At 72.4% G+C, this 16,295-nt stretch carries 11 protein-coding genes; 2 read left to right on the forward strand and 9 right to left on the reverse strand.

The window, feature by feature from the left end; translation table 11 throughout:
* Positions 1-118: 118 nt before the first annotated feature.
* From VFE05_11105 to VFE05_11145, 9 genes are all read right to left on the reverse strand, one after another.
* Positions 119-430 carry a hypothetical protein gene (locus tag VFE05_11105; GenBank protein ID HET6230607.1) on the reverse strand — a complete coding sequence of 104 codons (312 nt, stop codon included), beginning with the start codon at positions 428-430 and terminating at the stop codon, positions 119-121.
* A gap of 130 nt (positions 431-560) precedes the next feature.
* On the reverse strand, positions 561-839 hold the full coding sequence (locus VFE05_11110; GenBank protein HET6230608.1) for a hypothetical protein: 279 nt from the start codon (positions 837-839) through the stop codon (positions 561-563).
* A gap of 375 nt (positions 840-1,214) precedes the next feature.
* Positions 1,215-3,236 carry a lanthionine synthetase LanC family protein gene (locus VFE05_11115; GenBank protein ID HET6230609.1) on the reverse strand — a complete coding sequence of 674 codons (2,022 nt, stop codon included), beginning with the start codon at positions 3,234-3,236 and terminating at the stop codon, positions 1,215-1,217.
* A 113-nt stretch (positions 3,237-3,349) separates the two neighbouring features.
* The gene (locus VFE05_11120) at positions 3,350-3,640 is read right to left on the reverse strand and encodes a hypothetical protein (protein ID HET6230610.1); all 291 of its coding nucleotides are present in this window, start codon (positions 3,638-3,640) and stop codon (positions 3,350-3,352) included.
* 54 nt (positions 3,641-3,694) lie between these two features.
* A complete protein-coding gene (locus VFE05_11125) occupies positions 3,695-4,678 on the reverse strand; it encodes a thiopeptide-type bacteriocin biosynthesis protein (GenBank protein HET6230611.1) in 984 nt (327 codons plus the stop codon).
* Positions 4,662-7,976: a lantibiotic dehydratase gene (locus tag VFE05_11130; protein ID HET6230612.1), complete on the reverse strand. Its 3,315-nt coding sequence runs from the start codon at positions 7,974-7,976 to the stop codon at positions 4,662-4,664. The genes VFE05_11125 and VFE05_11130 overlap by 17 nt, the downstream gene beginning before the upstream one ends.
* Before the next feature lie 870 nt (positions 7,977-8,846).
* On the reverse strand, positions 8,847-9,254 hold the full coding sequence (locus tag VFE05_11135) for a hypothetical protein (GenBank protein ID HET6230613.1): 408 nt from the start codon (positions 9,252-9,254) through the stop codon (positions 8,847-8,849).
* Positions 9,255-9,884: 630 nt separating this feature from the next.
* Entirely contained in the window at positions 9,885-11,030 is a 1,146-nt protein-coding gene (locus VFE05_11140) for a hypothetical protein (GenBank protein HET6230614.1), read from the reverse strand.
* Between the two features lie 581 nt (positions 11,031-11,611).
* Entirely contained in the window at positions 11,612-13,339 is a 1,728-nt protein-coding gene (locus VFE05_11145; GenBank protein HET6230615.1) for an amidase, read from the reverse strand.
* A gap of 178 nt (positions 13,340-13,517) precedes the next feature.
* Here VFE05_11145 and VFE05_11150 point away from each other — a divergent pair, with 178 nt between their 5' ends.
* Positions 13,518-15,266, forward strand: a complete 1,749-nt coding sequence (locus VFE05_11150) for a protein kinase (GenBank protein HET6230616.1) — start codon at positions 13,518-13,520, stop codon at positions 15,264-15,266.
* Positions 15,267-15,527: 261 nt separating this feature from the next.
* Positions 15,528-15,857: a bacillithiol system redox-active protein YtxJ gene (ytxJ, locus tag VFE05_11155; protein HET6230617.1), complete on the forward strand. Its 330-nt coding sequence runs from the start codon at positions 15,528-15,530 to the stop codon at positions 15,855-15,857.
* The last annotated feature ends 438 nt before the right edge of the window (positions 15,858-16,295 follow it).

A 16,295-nucleotide genomic window follows, 5' to 3' on the forward strand; every position in this document is an offset into this window, starting at 1 on the left:
GACTCGACCGCGAGGGCGGCCGGGTCCAGCACGAAGTTGCGCATCGTCCGTCCTTCGGTGTGGGTGTTCTCGCTCGCGGAGGGCGGCCGCGTACGGCCGCCCTCCGCCCGTCAGCGGGTCAGGCGCACAAGTACGGCGCGAACCCGGCCAGCTCGCCGCCACCGCCGCAGAACTGCGCGGTCTCCGGCGGTGAGGCGCCGCAGGTGCCGCCGAAGCTGTAGCCGCACTGCTGCCAGCTCGTGTCGTTGGTGCACTCCAGCCCGGTGGCCGGGCAGGTGTCGGTCTCCACGCAGATGCTCGTGTACACGCAGTCGGCCGAGATGCGGGGCACGATCTGGCCGTTCACGGTGCCGCGGCGGTCGCGGCGTGCGTCGGACGTGGCGAACGTCTCCACCTGCAGGTCGTCCAGCTTCAGGTTCAGCTTCTTCATCCGGCCCTCCCCAGGTTTGCTGTGAGTGCGGCCTCCAGGGCCGCGCGCGGAGCCGCGCCGCGCCGCCGAATGCGGCACACCGTGGCTTCCGGTGGGATCCCGCGGCATCGGAGCCGCGGGTTGCGCCGGGTCAGACGCAGGCCGAGCAGCGGGCGGAGAACTGCTCGGGGATGCAGCCCATCTCGGTATCCATCATCGCCCCCTGCGTGCAGATTCCCGTGTACACGCAGCCCTCCAGCAGCGTGTAGCCGCACTCCGGGTCAGAGAGCCAGCACTCGGCGCTGTCGATCGGCACACCCGAGTCGTCGCCGGCCTGGCCCCGGACCGTGCCGAGCCGACCGCGCCGGGCTGCACTCGTGTTGAACGACTCCACCAGCAGCTCGTCCAGCTTCAGGCTCAGCTTCTTCATCGGGACCTCAGGGAGGGTGGATGGGAGCGGCGAAACGGCAGGGAGACGACGAAGCCGCACACGTCTCGAAGGACGGCGCGGCTTCCCGGGCCTACGCGCGCATGCTTTCCCTGCGCCGACACGTACACGAGCACCGCCGCGCATCCGCGGGGATGCCGCGGAGCGGGGACGGCGTCGTGCCGGCGCGGGCGGGGAGGGGAGAGATGCGCATCTACCGATTCTTCTCGTGAATTGACAGGGCTGCTCGCCGCGCCCGTCCGCGGCCGATGCAAGGCTCAGCCCATGAACTGGAGCAGCGGCGGCGCAAGATGCGCGGCCGGTGTCCGAGCCACGCCGCCGTTCGACGCGCGGCGAGGCTTGGGGTGCGCCGGCGGACTATGTCGCGGCGGAGGCCATGGACGGCTCGTAGTCCACGAAGCCGGCGCGGTACGCCTGGCGGAGCTGCTCCAGCACCTTCTGCTCCAGCCACGCGCGGTCCGGCGCCTGCGGGCCCGAGACCACGTCGGCCACGCGGCCCACCACCTCGTCGAGCGTGGCCGGCGCCTGCACCGCGTCCAGCACGATCGCGGCGAACGGGCTGAGTCGCCGGGTGGCGACCTTGCTGCCCTGCGCCACCAACAGGAAGAACACGTCGTCGCCCTCCGGCTCCGGCCCGCGCTGCTCGTCCGCCAGCCACGCGTCCCAGTCGCCCTGCGTGTGCACGACGCGCGCGCGCGGGGAGAGCGAGAGCGTGACCTCGCTCCACGGCACCTCGTCGTCCGGGGCGCGGGCCAGGGCGTCCAGCAGCTCCGCCGTCCAGTCGGTGATGGAGCGCGCCAGCTCGAAGCGGCTGCGGTCCAGGCGGAAGGCGTCCTGCAGCCGCTCGTTCCCATCTTCCGTGCGCCGCACCAGCGCCTCGTACGCCTCCACCGCCACGGAGCGCTCCGGCCCCCGGTCCTCGCGGCGCGGCGGCAGCTCGACGTCCGCGTCCTCGCCCAGGGCCGCGAACAGGCGCAGCGTCTGCCCGAAGTTGCGCTCCACCGTCTCGCGCCGTGCCTCCTCGTACTCCGCGTCCGGCTTCGGCCGCCGCGGCTCGCCTTCGGGCGTGACGAGGAGGATGGAGGGAACGTCGCGCGAGTGCAGGCGCAGGTAGAAGTGGCCGATGCCCGCCTCGCCCAGCAGCAGGCCGGGGTCGCTCACGCCTCCCAGCGTGCCGCACGGCCAGGGCTGGCCCTTGGCGGGGAAGGCCTCCCACCCCTGGCGCCCCGCCTCTTCGGCCGGGCGGCGCAGCTCGGGCTCGCCCAGCAGTTCGGCGGCCACGAGCAGCGTATCGGAGTTGCCGCCCTTCCCATGGCAGAGCGAGTAGTTGTACTTCATGTCCGCCAGCGTGGGCAGCGTGGCGCCGATGGCCGCGCGTGCCTCGGCCAGGTACACCGGGTCGCCCGTGAGCTGGTACGCCCGCAGCCGCGTGAGCCCGATGCCGGGCGCGCCGTGGCACCAGGCGCTCATGTAGCGCAGCTGGTAGGCGGGGAAGCCCGCCTCGGCCATCAGCTCGCGAAGCTCGTCCAGGCGTCCGGCCTGGAGGAACTCGCCCAGCTCGGCGTGGCGGAAGTCCGGCCAGTTGCCCAGCTCCGGCGACAGGAAGGCGCGCTCGTACAGGAACGCCTGCTCGGCTGCGTGCAGGAAGCGCCCCTCGCCCGTGGCGTCGAACAGCTCCAGGAAGGCGTGCGCCGGGCCCGCCGCCCCGTGCGCGTATCCGCACAGGTTGCGCGCCGAAGACGAGCGCATGGTGCCCCACGACCAGCCCTCGGGCTCCTTGTCGGCCTGCGCGATCAGGTTGTCGCCCAGCCGCCGCGCCAGGCCCATGGCCAGCTCCCGGTCCACCGTCCCTGCCATCGCCATCCGCAGCAGCGCGGGGATGGCCCCCGCCGCGCCGCCGATCACGTCGATGCCCGCATCCTCCGCCTCGTGCCCCACCAGCGGCTCCAGCAGCGCCTCGGCGCGGTCGCGCAGCTCGGGCACGCCCAGCAGCTCCGCGGCGCGGGTGGCGGCCAGCGCAACGCCCACGCGGCCGGCGTGCAGCCCGAACGCGTTCGCCGGCAGCTCGTCGCCCTTCGCCAGCGAGTAGCGGATGCCGCCCTCGGCGGCGCGGGCCACGTCGGCGCCGCCCGCCTGGCCGTACAGCTCGGCCAGGAAGAGGCCCATGCCCGCCGTGCCCTCGTACAGCGCGGCCCCGGCGGTGGCGGGGACGGCCAGGCGCAGCATGGGCTGCTCGCGGTCCGGCGCCATGATGGTCCAGGTGCAGCCCTCCTCCTGGCCCCACTCCGCGCTGGCCACCATGCGGGCGCCGATCTCCTGCGCCGCGCGGAGGAAGAGCCCGTCGTCGGGCGGCTGCGGGGCTGTGCTCTGTTCGCTCACGCGTTCACGGCTCGTTCGGGGTGGATCGGGGGGATGGGGATCGGTCCGTCACGCTCGGGCGGAGCGCATGTCGCCGGACGCCTTCGCCGCGTCCGGGGAGATGCGCCGCGCCGTCAGCAGATGTGGCCGGCCTGGCTGCACGGGGAACAGTCGGTGTAGAACTCCGTCCCGCCGCCGCAGGCCGCGTCGCAGGTCCCGTTGCAGCTCGCGCCGGCCGTTGCGCAGGCGCCGGTGTTGCAGGCGCATTCGATGGATGCGCGCGTGTTGCACACCTCCACGCTGGCGCAGCCCGGGCCCACCAGCGTGACCTGGCCGTGCACCGTGCCCACCCGCCCGCGCCGCGCGTCGTCCGTGGCGAACGACTCCACGACCAGCTCCTCCGGCTCCAGCTTCAGCTTCCGCATCGGTCGGCTCCTCGAATGTCGGGTTGCGTGGATGCGCGCGCAGGTCTCCCCCGGCTACGCGCCGGTCTCCTCCGCCGCGCCGGCGGCGGCCGCGTGGGGCGCCTGGCCCAGCGCGCGGGAGATCAGGTACGCCAGGTACGACTCCTCCTGGATGTTCACGCCCAGGCGGTTGCTCATCATGTGCACGTAGCTGGGCACGATCATCTGCACCGCCTGCTCCCAGGTGAGCGCGGTCTCGCCGCGGCTCACCTGTCCGGCCTCGGCCAGCGTGCGCAGCCGGTCGCGGATCTCCAGCAGGTCGTCGTGGTAGCGGTCCAGGGTGTCCGAGAGCGGGTCGCCCTCGTCCAGGCGCTCCCACACGTCGTCCACGTAGCGCGTGAGGTTGGCCGCCTGCGCCTCGAACCCGCTGTCGAAGGCACCCAGCCAGGCCGAGCGCGCCTCCTCGTCGGGCACCAGGGTGCGCAGGTAGTTGGTGCCGTACGACCGCCCGAACTCCGCGCCCGCCTTGCGCGTGCCGGAGAAGACGTGCACGGTGATCACCATGGCCAGCAGGCCCTTGCCCAGGCGCGACGAGCGCTCGCCCGGCTTGGTCTTGTGCAGCAGCGCCATGGCCGCGTCGCTGGAGCGCTCGAAGAACTCCTCGGCGAGCCCGATGGCGTGCGGCCCGCCGTAGCGGTCGGTCTCCGGCTCGTACGCCACGTTCGCCACGTGCGTCATCGCGCCCTCGCCGCTGAACACCGGCTCGGCGGGCAGGCCCTCGCCCACGTCCGGGTACAGGGAGGCGGCGTGCGCGCGCAGGGCAGGCGCCACCTCGCGCTCCAGCACGTCCGGCGCGCCGTGCAGGCGCAGGCGCACGTGCGAGCCGTGCTCGCTGTAGCGGATGAAGAACCAGGCGTCGATCCAGCCGCGCTCCTGGCACCGGCGGACGAACGGCTCCACCACGTCCAGGATCACGCGGTCGCACGCGCCGTCGTAGATGGGGCCCGCGAAGTACAGGTACTCGCTCAGCCAGGCGCGCTCGTCAGACTGCCGCGGCATGCTCCTCCTCGCCGGAAAGCGCCTGGGCGGGGTCCATCTCCGTGCCCTCGGGGAAGTTGACCTGCATCACCATCTCGGTCGCGTATGCCTTGCCGTCCAGGCGCGACAGCGCGTCGCGGTCCGGCAGGCGCTCCTCGAACACCACGTTGTAGTGCTTCAGGTTGGCCGCCATCTTCCCCAGCAGCCCCACCAGCAGCGGGTTGGCGAAGTCCATGAACTGCGGCTTGTGCAGGTCGCGCGAGCCCGCGGTCTTCGGCTTCTCGGGCTTCTTCTCGCCGTCCTTCTCCTCCGAACCGGCCTCGCCCTCGCCCTCGGCCGCGGCTTCGGCGGGCGCCTCGGCCTCGGCCGCAGGGGCCTTCTCCTCCGCCTCGGCGTTCTCCTCGGGCGCCGGCACCGCGTCCATGCCGGCGTTCATCGCCGCGTCCTGGCCGGCGTCGGCCTCGGCCGCGTCGCCGGGCTTGCGCTGCGACGGGTCGGGCAGGGGGATGATGCGCAGGTAGCTGCTCTCCGGCAGGCCGTTCTCCATGCGCCAGCGGTTCGCGCGGATGAAGAAGGCGCTCGCCGTCTCGTCCGCCGCGCGCTGCGGGAACAGCTCCTTGGGCACCTGCCACCGCCGCCGCGCCAGCACCACCCGCCCCTCCACCGTGATGCGCGGCCGGTACGAGATCACCGGAGGCTCCGCCGGCTTCTCGTCGGCCGATTCGGCATCGGGAGATGCGGGACCGTCGGGAGATGCGGCAGCGTCGGCATCCACAGCAGGCTTCGCATCTTCCGCGGAATTCGCATCTTCCGGCCTCTCCGCCGCCGGCACATCGCCATCCGCCGATGCAGCCTGTTCATCTACCGAGCCCGCCTGTTCATCTACCGAATCCACCTCGGGGGATGCGACAACCTCCGCAGCATCCGCGGCCGATACCGCTGCTTCCGGCGCGCCGGCCGACGGGGCGTCGGGCGAGTCGGGAGATGCGGCCTCGGGCGGCGAACCGGCGCCGATCACCGCGGCCACCGTCTCGTCGGGCGCCTCGGAGCGCGGCTTGGAGGTGGGCGACTCGGGCAGGCTGGGGCCGAAGGTGACCGGCGGGGTGAAACGCGACAGGAGCTGGTACAGCGGCGGGCGCATGCGCGGGTTCAGGAAGCCCAGGTCGACCGGGACGACGCGCTTGCCCGTGGGCGCGTGGCGCAGGCAGAGCGCGAACGCGTCGTCCGGGTCCGGCTCCACGACCAGCGCGGAGCTGCGCAGCTGCTCGTCGGCCGCGCCGCTCTCGCCGGTGGGGTAGCTGATCTCCCAGCGCAGCAGCGGCGGGTGCAGGTTGGCGTTGAACTGCGCGTCGCCGCAGATCTCGGCCAGCAGCTCGCCGGTGAGGCCCTCGTTCTCCGCCCGCACCTGCTCCACCACCTCGTCGGGCAGCATGTACAGGAAGCGCGAGAAGTACTTGCCGTAGCCCGCCGTGTAGCTGCCGCCCTGCAGCAGGATGGCCGCCTCGCCGCCCGGGCCGGGCACGATGGACGTGAACGAACTGACCGAGCGGCACACCGCGCGCTGCGGCTCCACGCCCGTCAGCGCCTCGTCGACCTCGGCCAGGGAGATGCTGACCTCCTCGGCGTCCTGCGCCTCGCGCCACTTGGCCTGGATGGCCTCGGCGAGGCGGGCGCGCGCCTTCTGCTGCGTCTTGATGAAGTCGAGCTTGAACGGGTTGCCCACGTCGTAGCCCTTCACCTCCTCCAGGCTCACGCCGGCGCGCAGCTTGTGCTCCTTCTCCACGTGCGACTTGAAGTGCTCGCGGTAGAACTCCTCGTAGAACTGGAGCAGCGGCACCGCGCGGGCGCCCTTCTCGGCATAGTACGTGTCGAAGAAGTGCCGCATGGTCGCCTGCTCCGCGCGCGGCCACGCCAGGCGCGACGTCGATCGCGCCCACTCCACGAAGGTGTCCACCGCGCGCAGCACGCCGGGGGTGAGCGGCACCTGCGCGCTCGCGTCGGCGGTGGCGTCCTCGTAGAACGGCATGTCCTTGCGGATCTTGCCCTTGACCTCCATCGCCTCGAGCGCGGCGGCCACCTGCGCGTGCACCTCCTCGATCAGCGCCGCGCGCTCGTCCACCGGCGCCGTCGCGTACGCCTCCGTCCGCTCGCGAACCGTGGCGAGCAGCGCGGAGGCCTGCCGCGCGTGGTCGTCGTCCATCGCGTCCAGCAGCGCGCGGAAGGGGATGTCCCAGTCGGCGTCCTGCTCGCGGATGCCGGTGTGGAAGCGCAGAAAGCCGATCTCGATCAGCTTGCCCAGGTACGCCTCGGCCTCCTCGGTGGTCGCGTCGATCTGCGGGTCGCCCGTGAGCGCCGCCACCAGCGCGCCCAGCGTGGGCCGGTCGCCCTCGCGGAAGATGCCCAGGATCAGCTCCAGCACCTCGTTGGGCGGCACGCGCTGGAACACCTCGCGGTTCTCCACCGAGGTGAGGAAGACCAGGCGGCCGGCCTCGGTGCGCAGCGTGGGGTTGGGCTCCACCACCAGCGCGCTGCGCACCGCGGGCCGCAGCTTCAGGTGGTCCAGCAGCACGCCGTACAGCACCTTGTTGATGCGGGCGAAGCTGCGCTTGGCGCCCACGTCGCCTTCCAGCCGCATCAGCTCGCCGCCGGCGTCCGCGTCGCCCGCGGGCACGAAGGTGCCGGGGATCACGGCGCAGAACGTGGAGAACGGCGTGGCCTTCATGGCCGTGCGCGTGAAGTAGCGCAGCATCCCGCGCTCCGTCTTCTCCTCCTTGCCGCTCAGCGAGCCGCCGCCCGCCGCGTACCGCTGGAGCGACCCGTACAGCGAGCGGCTGCTCACCAGCAGCCCCTTCCGGAAGTCCTCGTTGCGCAGCAGCTCGCGGAAGCGCCCGCGCAGCTCGGCCGTCTCCTCGCCGTACGCGCGCTCCAACTCCGCCAGCGCGGCGTCGCGGCGCTCCAGGGCGGCGTTGAAGGCGCGCGCCTCGGCTGCGTCGGCCGCGGGCAGCAGCGCGCAGGCGGCGTCGAGCGGCTGGGCGGGCAGCGGGCGAAGATTGTAGAGGTCGCGCTTGAGGCGAAGGAGCAGGTTGCGCGCGGGCCGGTCCGCCGCGGCGCCGATGGCGGGGAAGAGCAGGGCGGAGATGCGCTCGCGGCCCTCGGCCAGCTCCGCGTCCTGCGCCGCCAGGCCGCCCAGCAGCTCCATGGTGCGGTGCGCGCGCAGCGCCTCCACGCCGTCGGTGGGCGCGCCGCCCACGCGGCAGACGAAACGGCTTACGAGGCGGTCGGCCTCGCGCCCGGGTACGTCATCCTGCCACGGCTCCATGCTCACTGCGCGCGCTCCGCTGTGCTGGGGATGGGGTGCTGCGGAGAAATACTGACGGAAACCGGAATTCCGCCGAGACGTGCCGAAGGCCGCGCGGAGAGTGTTTCCCCCGCGCCGCCCGGTGCTGTGCGGCTGCTACGGGCTGCCGCCGCACACGCTGTCATCTTGCTGGCGTGAAATACCTTTCGTCCGATTTTAACGGCGCCCCGCCGGACCGCGCAACCCCCGCCCGCGCTTCCTCGCGCCCGTGTGCGCGACCCCGCCCCGCCACCTCACCGTAACCTAAACACTTGGCGCCAGCCTCCCCTGCCGCCCGCGTCCCAATCCACTCCGCCCCCGGCCAGCCGATGTCCTCCGGCCGCCTCTCCGGCTGCCCGCGTGTCGTAGATCACACCGTGACTCCGTACGGAAGCGCGGGCAGGGACAGGGCCCGGTGCGCGCGCACCGAGCCTTCATCTCGTCCACTCCCGCGCGAAAAGGCTCTCGCTGCTCTTCTGGAGGCTCGCCGGCGAACTCCCGCTCGGTCCGGGCCGCGAGCTCCGGAGACAAGCACGCCAGCACGTGCACCGAGCTGTCGATAAATCGTAGTGCATCTGCGCTTCGACAGGGATCGTATCAATCGCCCGCGCCATCTCACCAGCGTTTTCCCGCGAGCTCACCAGCCCGAGCGCCGCCGCCGGCTCCTGCTCGGTGAACAGCGCCAAGTAGTTGCGATCATCCGACCTGAACGCGTTTGCGATGAAGTGTGTGTGACCGGCTGAGGCAGCTCGCCAACGAGAGATCTGCGAGTTCGTGGCGGCGGTGGAAGCACGAACCGCCGCCCCGCATCAGTCGCAGGGCGGCGGTTCGCGTCTCGGCCACGGGCGATGCTCAGGCGGCTGGCGGGGCCGGGGAAGCGATGCGCCGGGCGTGCTTGGCCACCAGGGGCAGCTCCCACTCGCTGCCGCCGTACGCCTTGACCATCAGCACGATCCAGAGCACGAACAGCGCGAACCCGGCGAACATCCACGCGATGGCGGCGAGCACGGCGACGATGGCCCCCAGCACCGGCACGAACCCGATGATCGTGAGCGCGATGGAGAACGCGATGCTCGCGACGAACAGGCCCAGCCACAGCACCGTGGACTGCGCGGCGTGGAAGCGGACGTACTGGTTCTCCTTCTCCGTGGCCAGGAAGAAGATGCCGGTGAGCGGCCCCAGCGCGTACGCGACGGCGCCGGCGACGTTGGGGGCGAGCCCGGACTGCGTCGTGGTGGTGGTGGGAAGCGTCTCGGCCATGGTCGTCTCTCCGTGCGAAGGGAGCGTGCCCCGGGCCGGACGGCGCCGGGGATGGGGAAGGCGGAGATCTGGGGTGTGCCGCGTTGCCCACCGCGCATGGGCATCGAGGGTGAGCGCGGATCGTGAGTGGGTTGAGGTTGCAACTATGCGTCGCGGGCACCGCCGGGGCAAGAGTCTCGTAAACCTCTGTCGTCGCACGCGATGAACGGCGATGCGATCGAGCCTATTCGCGCCCGCCGTGGCAGCGATAGTCGGAAGGTTCGCGGACCCGGGCGGAGGCGCGGGGGGGGGGTGCCCCCTCCCCCAGCCCCTCCCCCGCAAGCGGGAGAGGGGAGCTTATTCCACAGCGGCGTCGCGGTTTGCGCTGGCCGCGGGCTCCGAAGGTGAGGTGCGATGGACGGGAAGGCGACGCGTCTCGATCAGGCGGCAATCCAGAACGAGCAGACTCATCGCACCCACCGTGATATGGGTCGAACACGATTCGGCCTTGACCGCCCCTGCCGTCTCCGCAGTCCGCCGAAGCGAGTTAACCGTTTACACTGCAAGCAGTTCTCCCCTCTCCCGCTTGCGGGGGAGGGGCCGGGGGAGGGGGCACCCCCCAGCACGCACCACCCTCCCGAGCACCGCGCTTCACCCGCCTTGCACCACGCCGTCCGGAGCGGCCGGGACGGACGCGGAAGCCGAGGGCCGCCGTCCGCGCGAAACGGCGATCTGGAGCATCACGATGGCAACGAGAAGCAGAACGGGGAAGAGCAGCAGCGCGCCTATCGTTGCACCATAGCCATAGCCCCACGCGCGCTGCTCGCCCAGGCCCCTCGTCACCAGATCGGGCACCAGGGCAAGCCCCGCCACCACGCAAGCGGCGTACACGATGGAGAGCACCACGCCCGGAATCAGCCCCCATGCGGCCGAGTGCCCGCGGCGGCCCAGCCACCGCCCCGTCGCACGGCCGATCCACAGAAGCAGGACCATGGCCGCGAGAGAGGCGAGGGCGAGGAACGCCCACAGCGGCAGTGCCGACGGCACCGGTGCGCGGGCGGTGAGCGCCAGCGCGTCCGCAGGGAGCGTGCGCCACGCGCCGACGAGCGCATCTCCCTGGCGGCGGAGCGCGGGCGATGCGGCGGCGGCCCACCCGGCGGGAAGCTCCACGCGCACGTCCAGCCCGCCGAAGCCCGCCCACTCGCGCGCGGGCGCAAGCACGTATGCGAGCTGCCAGTAGCGCGCGGGCGAGCCAGCGGAGTGCGCCGTGGGCTGCGCGCGGTAGCGCACGCGGATCTCGTGCGGGCCGGGAGCGAGCGGCACGTCGAAGGTGAAGGTGCCCTGCGCGCTCGTCTCGTAGCTCAGCGCATCGCGGCCGTCCAGGCCGGGCGTAGCCGGGGGCGGGCGCCAGCTGGCCGGCAGCGGGCCCGCGTCTTCACGGGCGGCGGAGATGGCGCGGCCGTCCAGCCACACGCCCGTGCCGCCGTCGGTGAGGGCGTCGGCCACGAACAGCAGGTGAAGCGTGTGCGCCGGCCCGGCGTTGCGCACGCGGTAGGTGGCGCTCACCAGCGCGGGCTGCGACTTCGCGAGCGGGCGCAGGTCGATGGCCAGGCTCTCGTGCTCCACCGTCACGGTCTCCAGCCCGCCGGACGGCTCGCCCAGCCGGTCGCCCGCGCGCACCGGGTTCGCCATGTTCGCCCGCCCCGCCGCCGGCACGACCAGCGCTGCGAAGACTGCGAGCAGCGCGTAGATGCGCGTCCGGAGAGATGCACGGCGGTTCGTCCGAGTCGTTTGCATGAGGATCGGGATTGGAGATGCGGCGCGGCGGCGAGGATCAGCGTGTCAGGAGATGCGCATCGGCCGATGAGCCCTCGGTCGGCGGATGAAACAGCCATGATCGTCATCCGATCGGGAGATGCACATCTACCGATATTCGCGCCGTGCCGGAAGATGCACATCCGCCGGACGGCCCGAACTGCGGGGAGTTGCTTCTCTGCCGATGCGCGGCGGTGTTGGACGCGGTGGATGCGGATCAGCGACGATCGTGCGGGTGGGAGAGATGGATCCCCGCGTATCTACCGTTTGCGCAGCGAATTTACCGTGTCCGCAATGGTGGATGGAGCGGGCCGGAGCCGCCACGCATCCACCATCATCCCCTCGCAGGCCGCCTGCGCCTCCGCACGCGTGGACGCGAGCACGACGAGCGCCCATGTACACGGGCAACGAGAGCGAGGTGTGAACGCGACCTTACGGCCGAGAAGCGCCGTACATCATCGCTGTCGATACTGAGGTCGCGGCCGGGCGATGATCCGCCCGACGAGAGGAAGAGGCGCCGGAGGACGGAGCGATGCAGCCGCGCCGCCTCCGGCCGACGTCCGTCAGGGCACCGGCATCTCCATGGTGGGCAAGAAGCGCGGCGGGCGGCGCATCTTCGTGGCCTGCTCGTACGCGTACGCCAGGCGGATGAGCGTGGGCTCGCTCCACGCGCGGCCGATGAACGACAGGCCCACCGGCAGCCCGTGCGTGTACCCGGCGGGCACCGTGATGGTGGGGTAGCCCGCCACCGCCGCGGGCGTGCTGCTGCTGCCCAGGTAGTGGTCGCCCAGCGACAGGTCGGTCACGTTGGGCGGGTTGCTGGTGGGTGCGATGATGGCGTCCAGCCGGTGCGCCGCCATCACCGCGTCGATGCCCTCGGTGCGCGACAGGCGGCGGCACTTCTCCAGCGCGTCCACGTAGTCCTTGTCGGTCAGCGGGCCCTTGGCCTGCGCCATCTGCATGATCTCCTGCCCGAAGTACGGCATCTCGGCCGCGGCGTGCGTGCGGTTGAACTCCATCACGTCCGCCAGCGTCTTCACCTTCGAGGTCGGTCCGCGTTCGGCGAGGTAGCGGTTCAGGTCGTCCTTGAAGTCGTAGAGGAGGACGGTGAACTCCGCGTCGTCGTACTCGCCCAGGTGGGGGATGTCGGCCGGGTCCACGATCTCGGCGCCGGCGCGGCGGATGGCATCGACCGCGGCGTCGAACAGGCTGTCCGTCTGCGCGTGGTAGCCGGTGACCTTGGCCCGCGCCACGCCGATGCGCGCGCCGCGCAGCCCGTTGGCGTCCAGGAACTTCGTGTAGTCCGCCTCGACATGCCCTTCGGCTGCCGACGTCGCCGGGTCGCGAGGGTCCACCCCGGCGAGCGCGGAGAGCAGCGCCGCCGCGTCGGCCACGGTGCGCGTGATGGGCCCCGCCGTGTCCTGCGTGTGCGAGATGGGCGCGATGCCGGCGCGGCTCACCAGCCCCAGCGTGGGCTTGAGCCCCACCACCGAGCAGGCGGACGAGGGCGAGACGATGGAGCCGTCCGTCTCCGTGCCCACCGTGACCGCCGCGAAGTTGGCCGCCGCCGCCGCCGCGCTGCCGGAGCTGGAGCCCGACGGGCTGCGGTCCAGCGCGTAAGGGTTGCGGCACTGACCGCCGCGCCCGCTCCACCCGCTGGCCGCGCGCGTGCTGCGGAAGTTGGCCCACTCGCTCAGGTTGGCCTTGCCCAGGATCACCGCCCCCGCCGCCCGCAGCCGCTGCGCGATGAAGGCGTCGCGCGGCGCGGGCATGTCCGCCAGGGCGAGGGAACCGGCGCCGGTCAGCAGCTTGTCACCCGTGTCCACGTTGTCCTTGAGCAGCACGGGGATGCCGTGCAGCGGCCCGCGCGGCCCCTTGGCGCGCCGCTCCTCGTCCATCTGCCGGGCGATGGAGAGCGCGTCCGGGTTGGTCTGGATCACGGCACGCAGCGCGGGGCCCCGGCGGTCCATCGCCTCGATGCGCGCCAGGTACGCGGCGGTGATGGAGTGCGACGTCATCCGTCCGGAGCGCATCGCCTCCTGGAGCTGCGCCACCGTCGCCTCCTCCAGCTCGAACGGCGGCACGTCTTCGCCGGAGCCGGGGGATGCGACGCCGGACGACGAAGGCGGGACGGGAGATGCGGACGCGGACGACTGGGCGAGGCCGCTGGCCGCGAGGACGCCGCCCACGCCGGCAAGGGCGCCGCGGTGCAGGAAGTCGCGGCGGGCGATGGCGCGCTCGCCGGGGTGGGGCGTGGTGGGGACGTCGTCGGACGGGTCGTGCTCGGGCATGCGGGACCTTGCGGGTGGAGGGGACCGGCCGCGCGGGTGAGGCAGACGATATAGCGAACGCCGCCGCGGCGGACCAGACCCGCGGGCGGCACACCGACGGCGGTGCGGTTCGCATCTTGCCGGAGCGGTGGGGTTCGGACCCGCACCCCGGCACCTCCAGCGACGGCGACCAAGCAACATGTCCGGACTAGAAGGGCTGCTCGAAGGCCACGTCCTGGTGAAGCGCTACCGGATCGAGGAAGTCATCGGCCGGGGGGGCTTCGCCGCCGTGTACCGCGCCACCGACCTGCGCCTGGACCGGCCCGTCGCGGTCAAGGTCATCACCATCGCCGCGCACGACCCGTCCACGCGCGAGCAGCTGCGCGAGCGGCTCCAGCGCGAGGCGCGCTCGGCCGCCAGCCTGCCGCAGCACCCCAACGTGGTGAGCGTCACCGACTTCGGCACCGACCCGGAGCTGGGGCTGGACTTCCTGGTCATGGAGCTGCTGCGCGGCGAGGACCTGGCCACGCACCTGGCGCGCGTGGGCCGCCCCCCGCTGTCCGAGTCGCTGCGCATTCTCCGCGAGGCGGCGGAGGGCGTGGCGGTGGGCCACCGCGCCGGGCTGGTGCACCGCGACGTGAAGCCGGGCAACATCTTCCTCGCCGAGCCGCACGGCGATGAGGCGTTCCGCGTGTGCGTAGTGGACTTCGGCATCGCGCGCGTGGAGGCCGAGGAGGACCACATCACCCGGCAGACGCGCGGCGGGGCGCCGCTGTCGCCCGCGTACGCGTCGCCGGAGCAGCTGCGCGGCGAGACGAACCTGACGCCCGCGTCGGACGTGTACAGCCTGGGCCTGGTGGGCTACCAGCTGCTCACGGGCGAGAAGCCGTTCGGCGGCGAGCGGCACGCGGAGCAGGACGCCGCCGCCGCGCTGCGCCCGGTCCGGGAGATGAACCCCAACGTGCCGGAAGAGGTGGACGCCGTCCTGCGCCGCGCCCTGGACGACTCGCCCCAGGCGCGCTACCCGGACGCGGGCGCCTTCGCCGACGCGCTGGAGGCCGCCGCCGGCCGCGGCGCCGCCGCCGACCCGGACGAGGTCACGGCCATCATCCCGGCCTCGGTCGTCGCGGCCGCAGCCGCGGCGGCCCTGGCGGCGGACGAGGACGAGGACGACGACCGCACGCTGCTCCACGCGCCCGAGGCGGAGCCCGCGTACGCTGCTGCTGCGGCAGCCCCCGCGGCCGTAGCGGCGGCGGCCGTTCCGCACGCGCGGACGCACAAGCCGCTCACCACCACGCCGGTGCACCACCCGAAGCCCGCGAAACGCGGCGGATTTCCCATCATGCCCGTCGGCGCCGTGCTGCTCCTGCTCGTCGCGGTCGCCGCGTACGCCATGATCCACCGCGGCAACGAAGACACCGCCGCGAAGCCGGGAGATGGAGCGCGCGACACTGCCGCCGCCGTCGTTCCTGCTCCGCGCGACACGGCCATGGCCGTGCCGGTGAGCGGCGGCGCTCCCATGCCGGTGGACACGCCCATCCCGTCCGACGGGCCGGGCGACGCCGCGGTTGGCGCTCCGTCTGTCGGGGCGCCGTCGCGTCCATCCGCGCCGCCGTCCGCATCCACACCCACGCAACCGGCCCCGTTCCCGTCCGTGCCCGCGAGCTCCGCGCCGCAGCCCCCGCGCCCGGCCCCGCAGCCGCGCCCGAGCCAGCCCGCGAACCCACAGCCCAGCGCACCGGCACCCACTCAGCCGCAGCCGCAGCCAACTCCGCCGGCTCCCACGCCGCAGGTGCCGCCGCCGAGCATACCCATCCCCACGCCGCTGCCGCCCAACCCGGCGGGGCCGGTGGACACCATCATCCTGCGGCCCCCGCCGTCCGCCCCGCCGCCGTCCGCGCCACCCCCGAGCATCCCGCCGCCGGCGGACACGGCATCGGGAGCGTAGGCGTTCGACGCTCACGCATCCGCGGAGGCGGGCGGGACGAGCAGGCGGAAGGCGGGGCCGGGCGACGTGCCCGGCCCCGCCGCTTTTCATCTACCGAGAACCGATGCCGGCCTCGCATTCTCCGACGGCGGATGGACGAAGATCAGCCGCCGTGCATCTCCAGTCTGCGGTCCGTAGTCGGCCAATCCGAGGGGAGCGGTACGCGGGTTGCGCTGGGGCGCGCGGCACCGGTCGCACGATCCCCGAAGCAAAGGTGATGACATGAAGGAGCTTACCACGCAGGAAGAGCTGGACGCGGCGTTCCAGGCCGGCTCGGCGATCCTGTTCAAGCACAGCACGCACTGCCCCATCAGCGCCATGGCGCACAAGGAGATGGAGAGCTTCGTGGCCGCGCACCCCGAGGCGGCGTTCTACAAGGTGGACGTGCACGACCAGGCGGACCTCTCGGCGGCCATAGGCCAGCGCACCGGCATCCAGCACGAGTCGCCGCAGGTGATCGTGCTCAAGGACGGCAAGCCGCAGTGGGACGCCTCGCGCTTCGAGATCAACGCCGCCTCCCTGGACCGCCAGGTCAGCATGATGACCGACTGACCCTCCCCCGTCCTCCCATCGACGATGGCGGAGACGGGAGATGTAGATGGAGCGACGCCCTCGGCCGTGATCCCGGCCGGGGGCGTCGTTCATCCGTGGATGCGCGGGCGACCAATCCGGGTGCTGCATCCCGCATCTTCGGCGGAAGAGCATCACGCGGAGACGCGGAGTTGAAATGAGAAGGCCGACCCCCGGCCGGTCGCGGCGTAACTAGATTCAGTTCGCCAGGGAATTGACCGTTCACGGGCCCGAGGGCCCCAAGCCGGAGGTCGGCCATGTCGACTCAGGAGATGATCTTCCCGCCTCTTATTACTCCGGACGATAAATAGTTTGCATTAGTAGGGATCCAGCAGTAGATTGGGTGGATGACGCCTCGCGACGCGCGGTCCCTGCCCGCAGCTGCCCAGGAAGAGCTTCGCCGTCGCGCGGTACACGCCG

Source organism: Longimicrobiaceae bacterium (genome assembly GCA_035696245.1).
Lineage (GTDB): Bacteria > Gemmatimonadota > Gemmatimonadetes > Longimicrobiales > Longimicrobiaceae > DASRQW01.

Excerpts from the sequence above, each read along its gene's own strand:
- VFE05_11120 (HET6230610.1), bottom strand. The coding sequence starts at position 3,640 with ATGCGGAAGCTGAAGCTGGAGCCGGAGGAGCTGGTCGTGGAGTCGTTC.
- VFE05_11105 (HET6230607.1), bottom strand. The coding sequence starts at position 430 with ATGAAGAAGCTGAACCTGAAGCTGGACGACCTGCAGGTGGAGACGTTC.
- VFE05_11125 (HET6230611.1), bottom strand. The coding sequence starts at position 4,678 with ATGCCGCGGCAGTCTGACGAGCGCGCCTGGCTGAGCGAGTACCTGTAC.
- VFE05_11140 (HET6230614.1), bottom strand. The coding sequence starts at position 11,030 with ATGCAAACGACTCGGACGAACCGCCGTGCATCTCTCCGGACGCGCATC.
- VFE05_11135 (HET6230613.1), bottom strand. The coding sequence starts at position 9,254 with ATGGCCGAGACGCTTCCCACCACCACCACGACGCAGTCCGGGCTCGCC.
- ytxJ (HET6230617.1), top strand. The coding sequence starts at position 15,528 with ATGAAGGAGCTTACCACGCAGGAAGAGCTGGACGCGGCGTTCCAGGCC.
- VFE05_11145 (HET6230615.1), bottom strand. The coding sequence starts at position 13,339 with ATGCCCGAGCACGACCCGTCCGACGACGTCCCCACCACGCCCCACCCC.
- VFE05_11150 (HET6230616.1), top strand. The coding sequence starts at position 13,518 with ATGTCCGGACTAGAAGGGCTGCTCGAAGGCCACGTCCTGGTGAAGCGC.
- VFE05_11130 (HET6230612.1), bottom strand. The coding sequence starts at position 7,976 with ATGGAGCCGTGGCAGGATGACGTACCCGGGCGCGAGGCCGACCGCCTC.
- VFE05_11110 (HET6230608.1), bottom strand. The coding sequence starts at position 839 with ATGAAGAAGCTGAGCCTGAAGCTGGACGAGCTGCTGGTGGAGTCGTTC.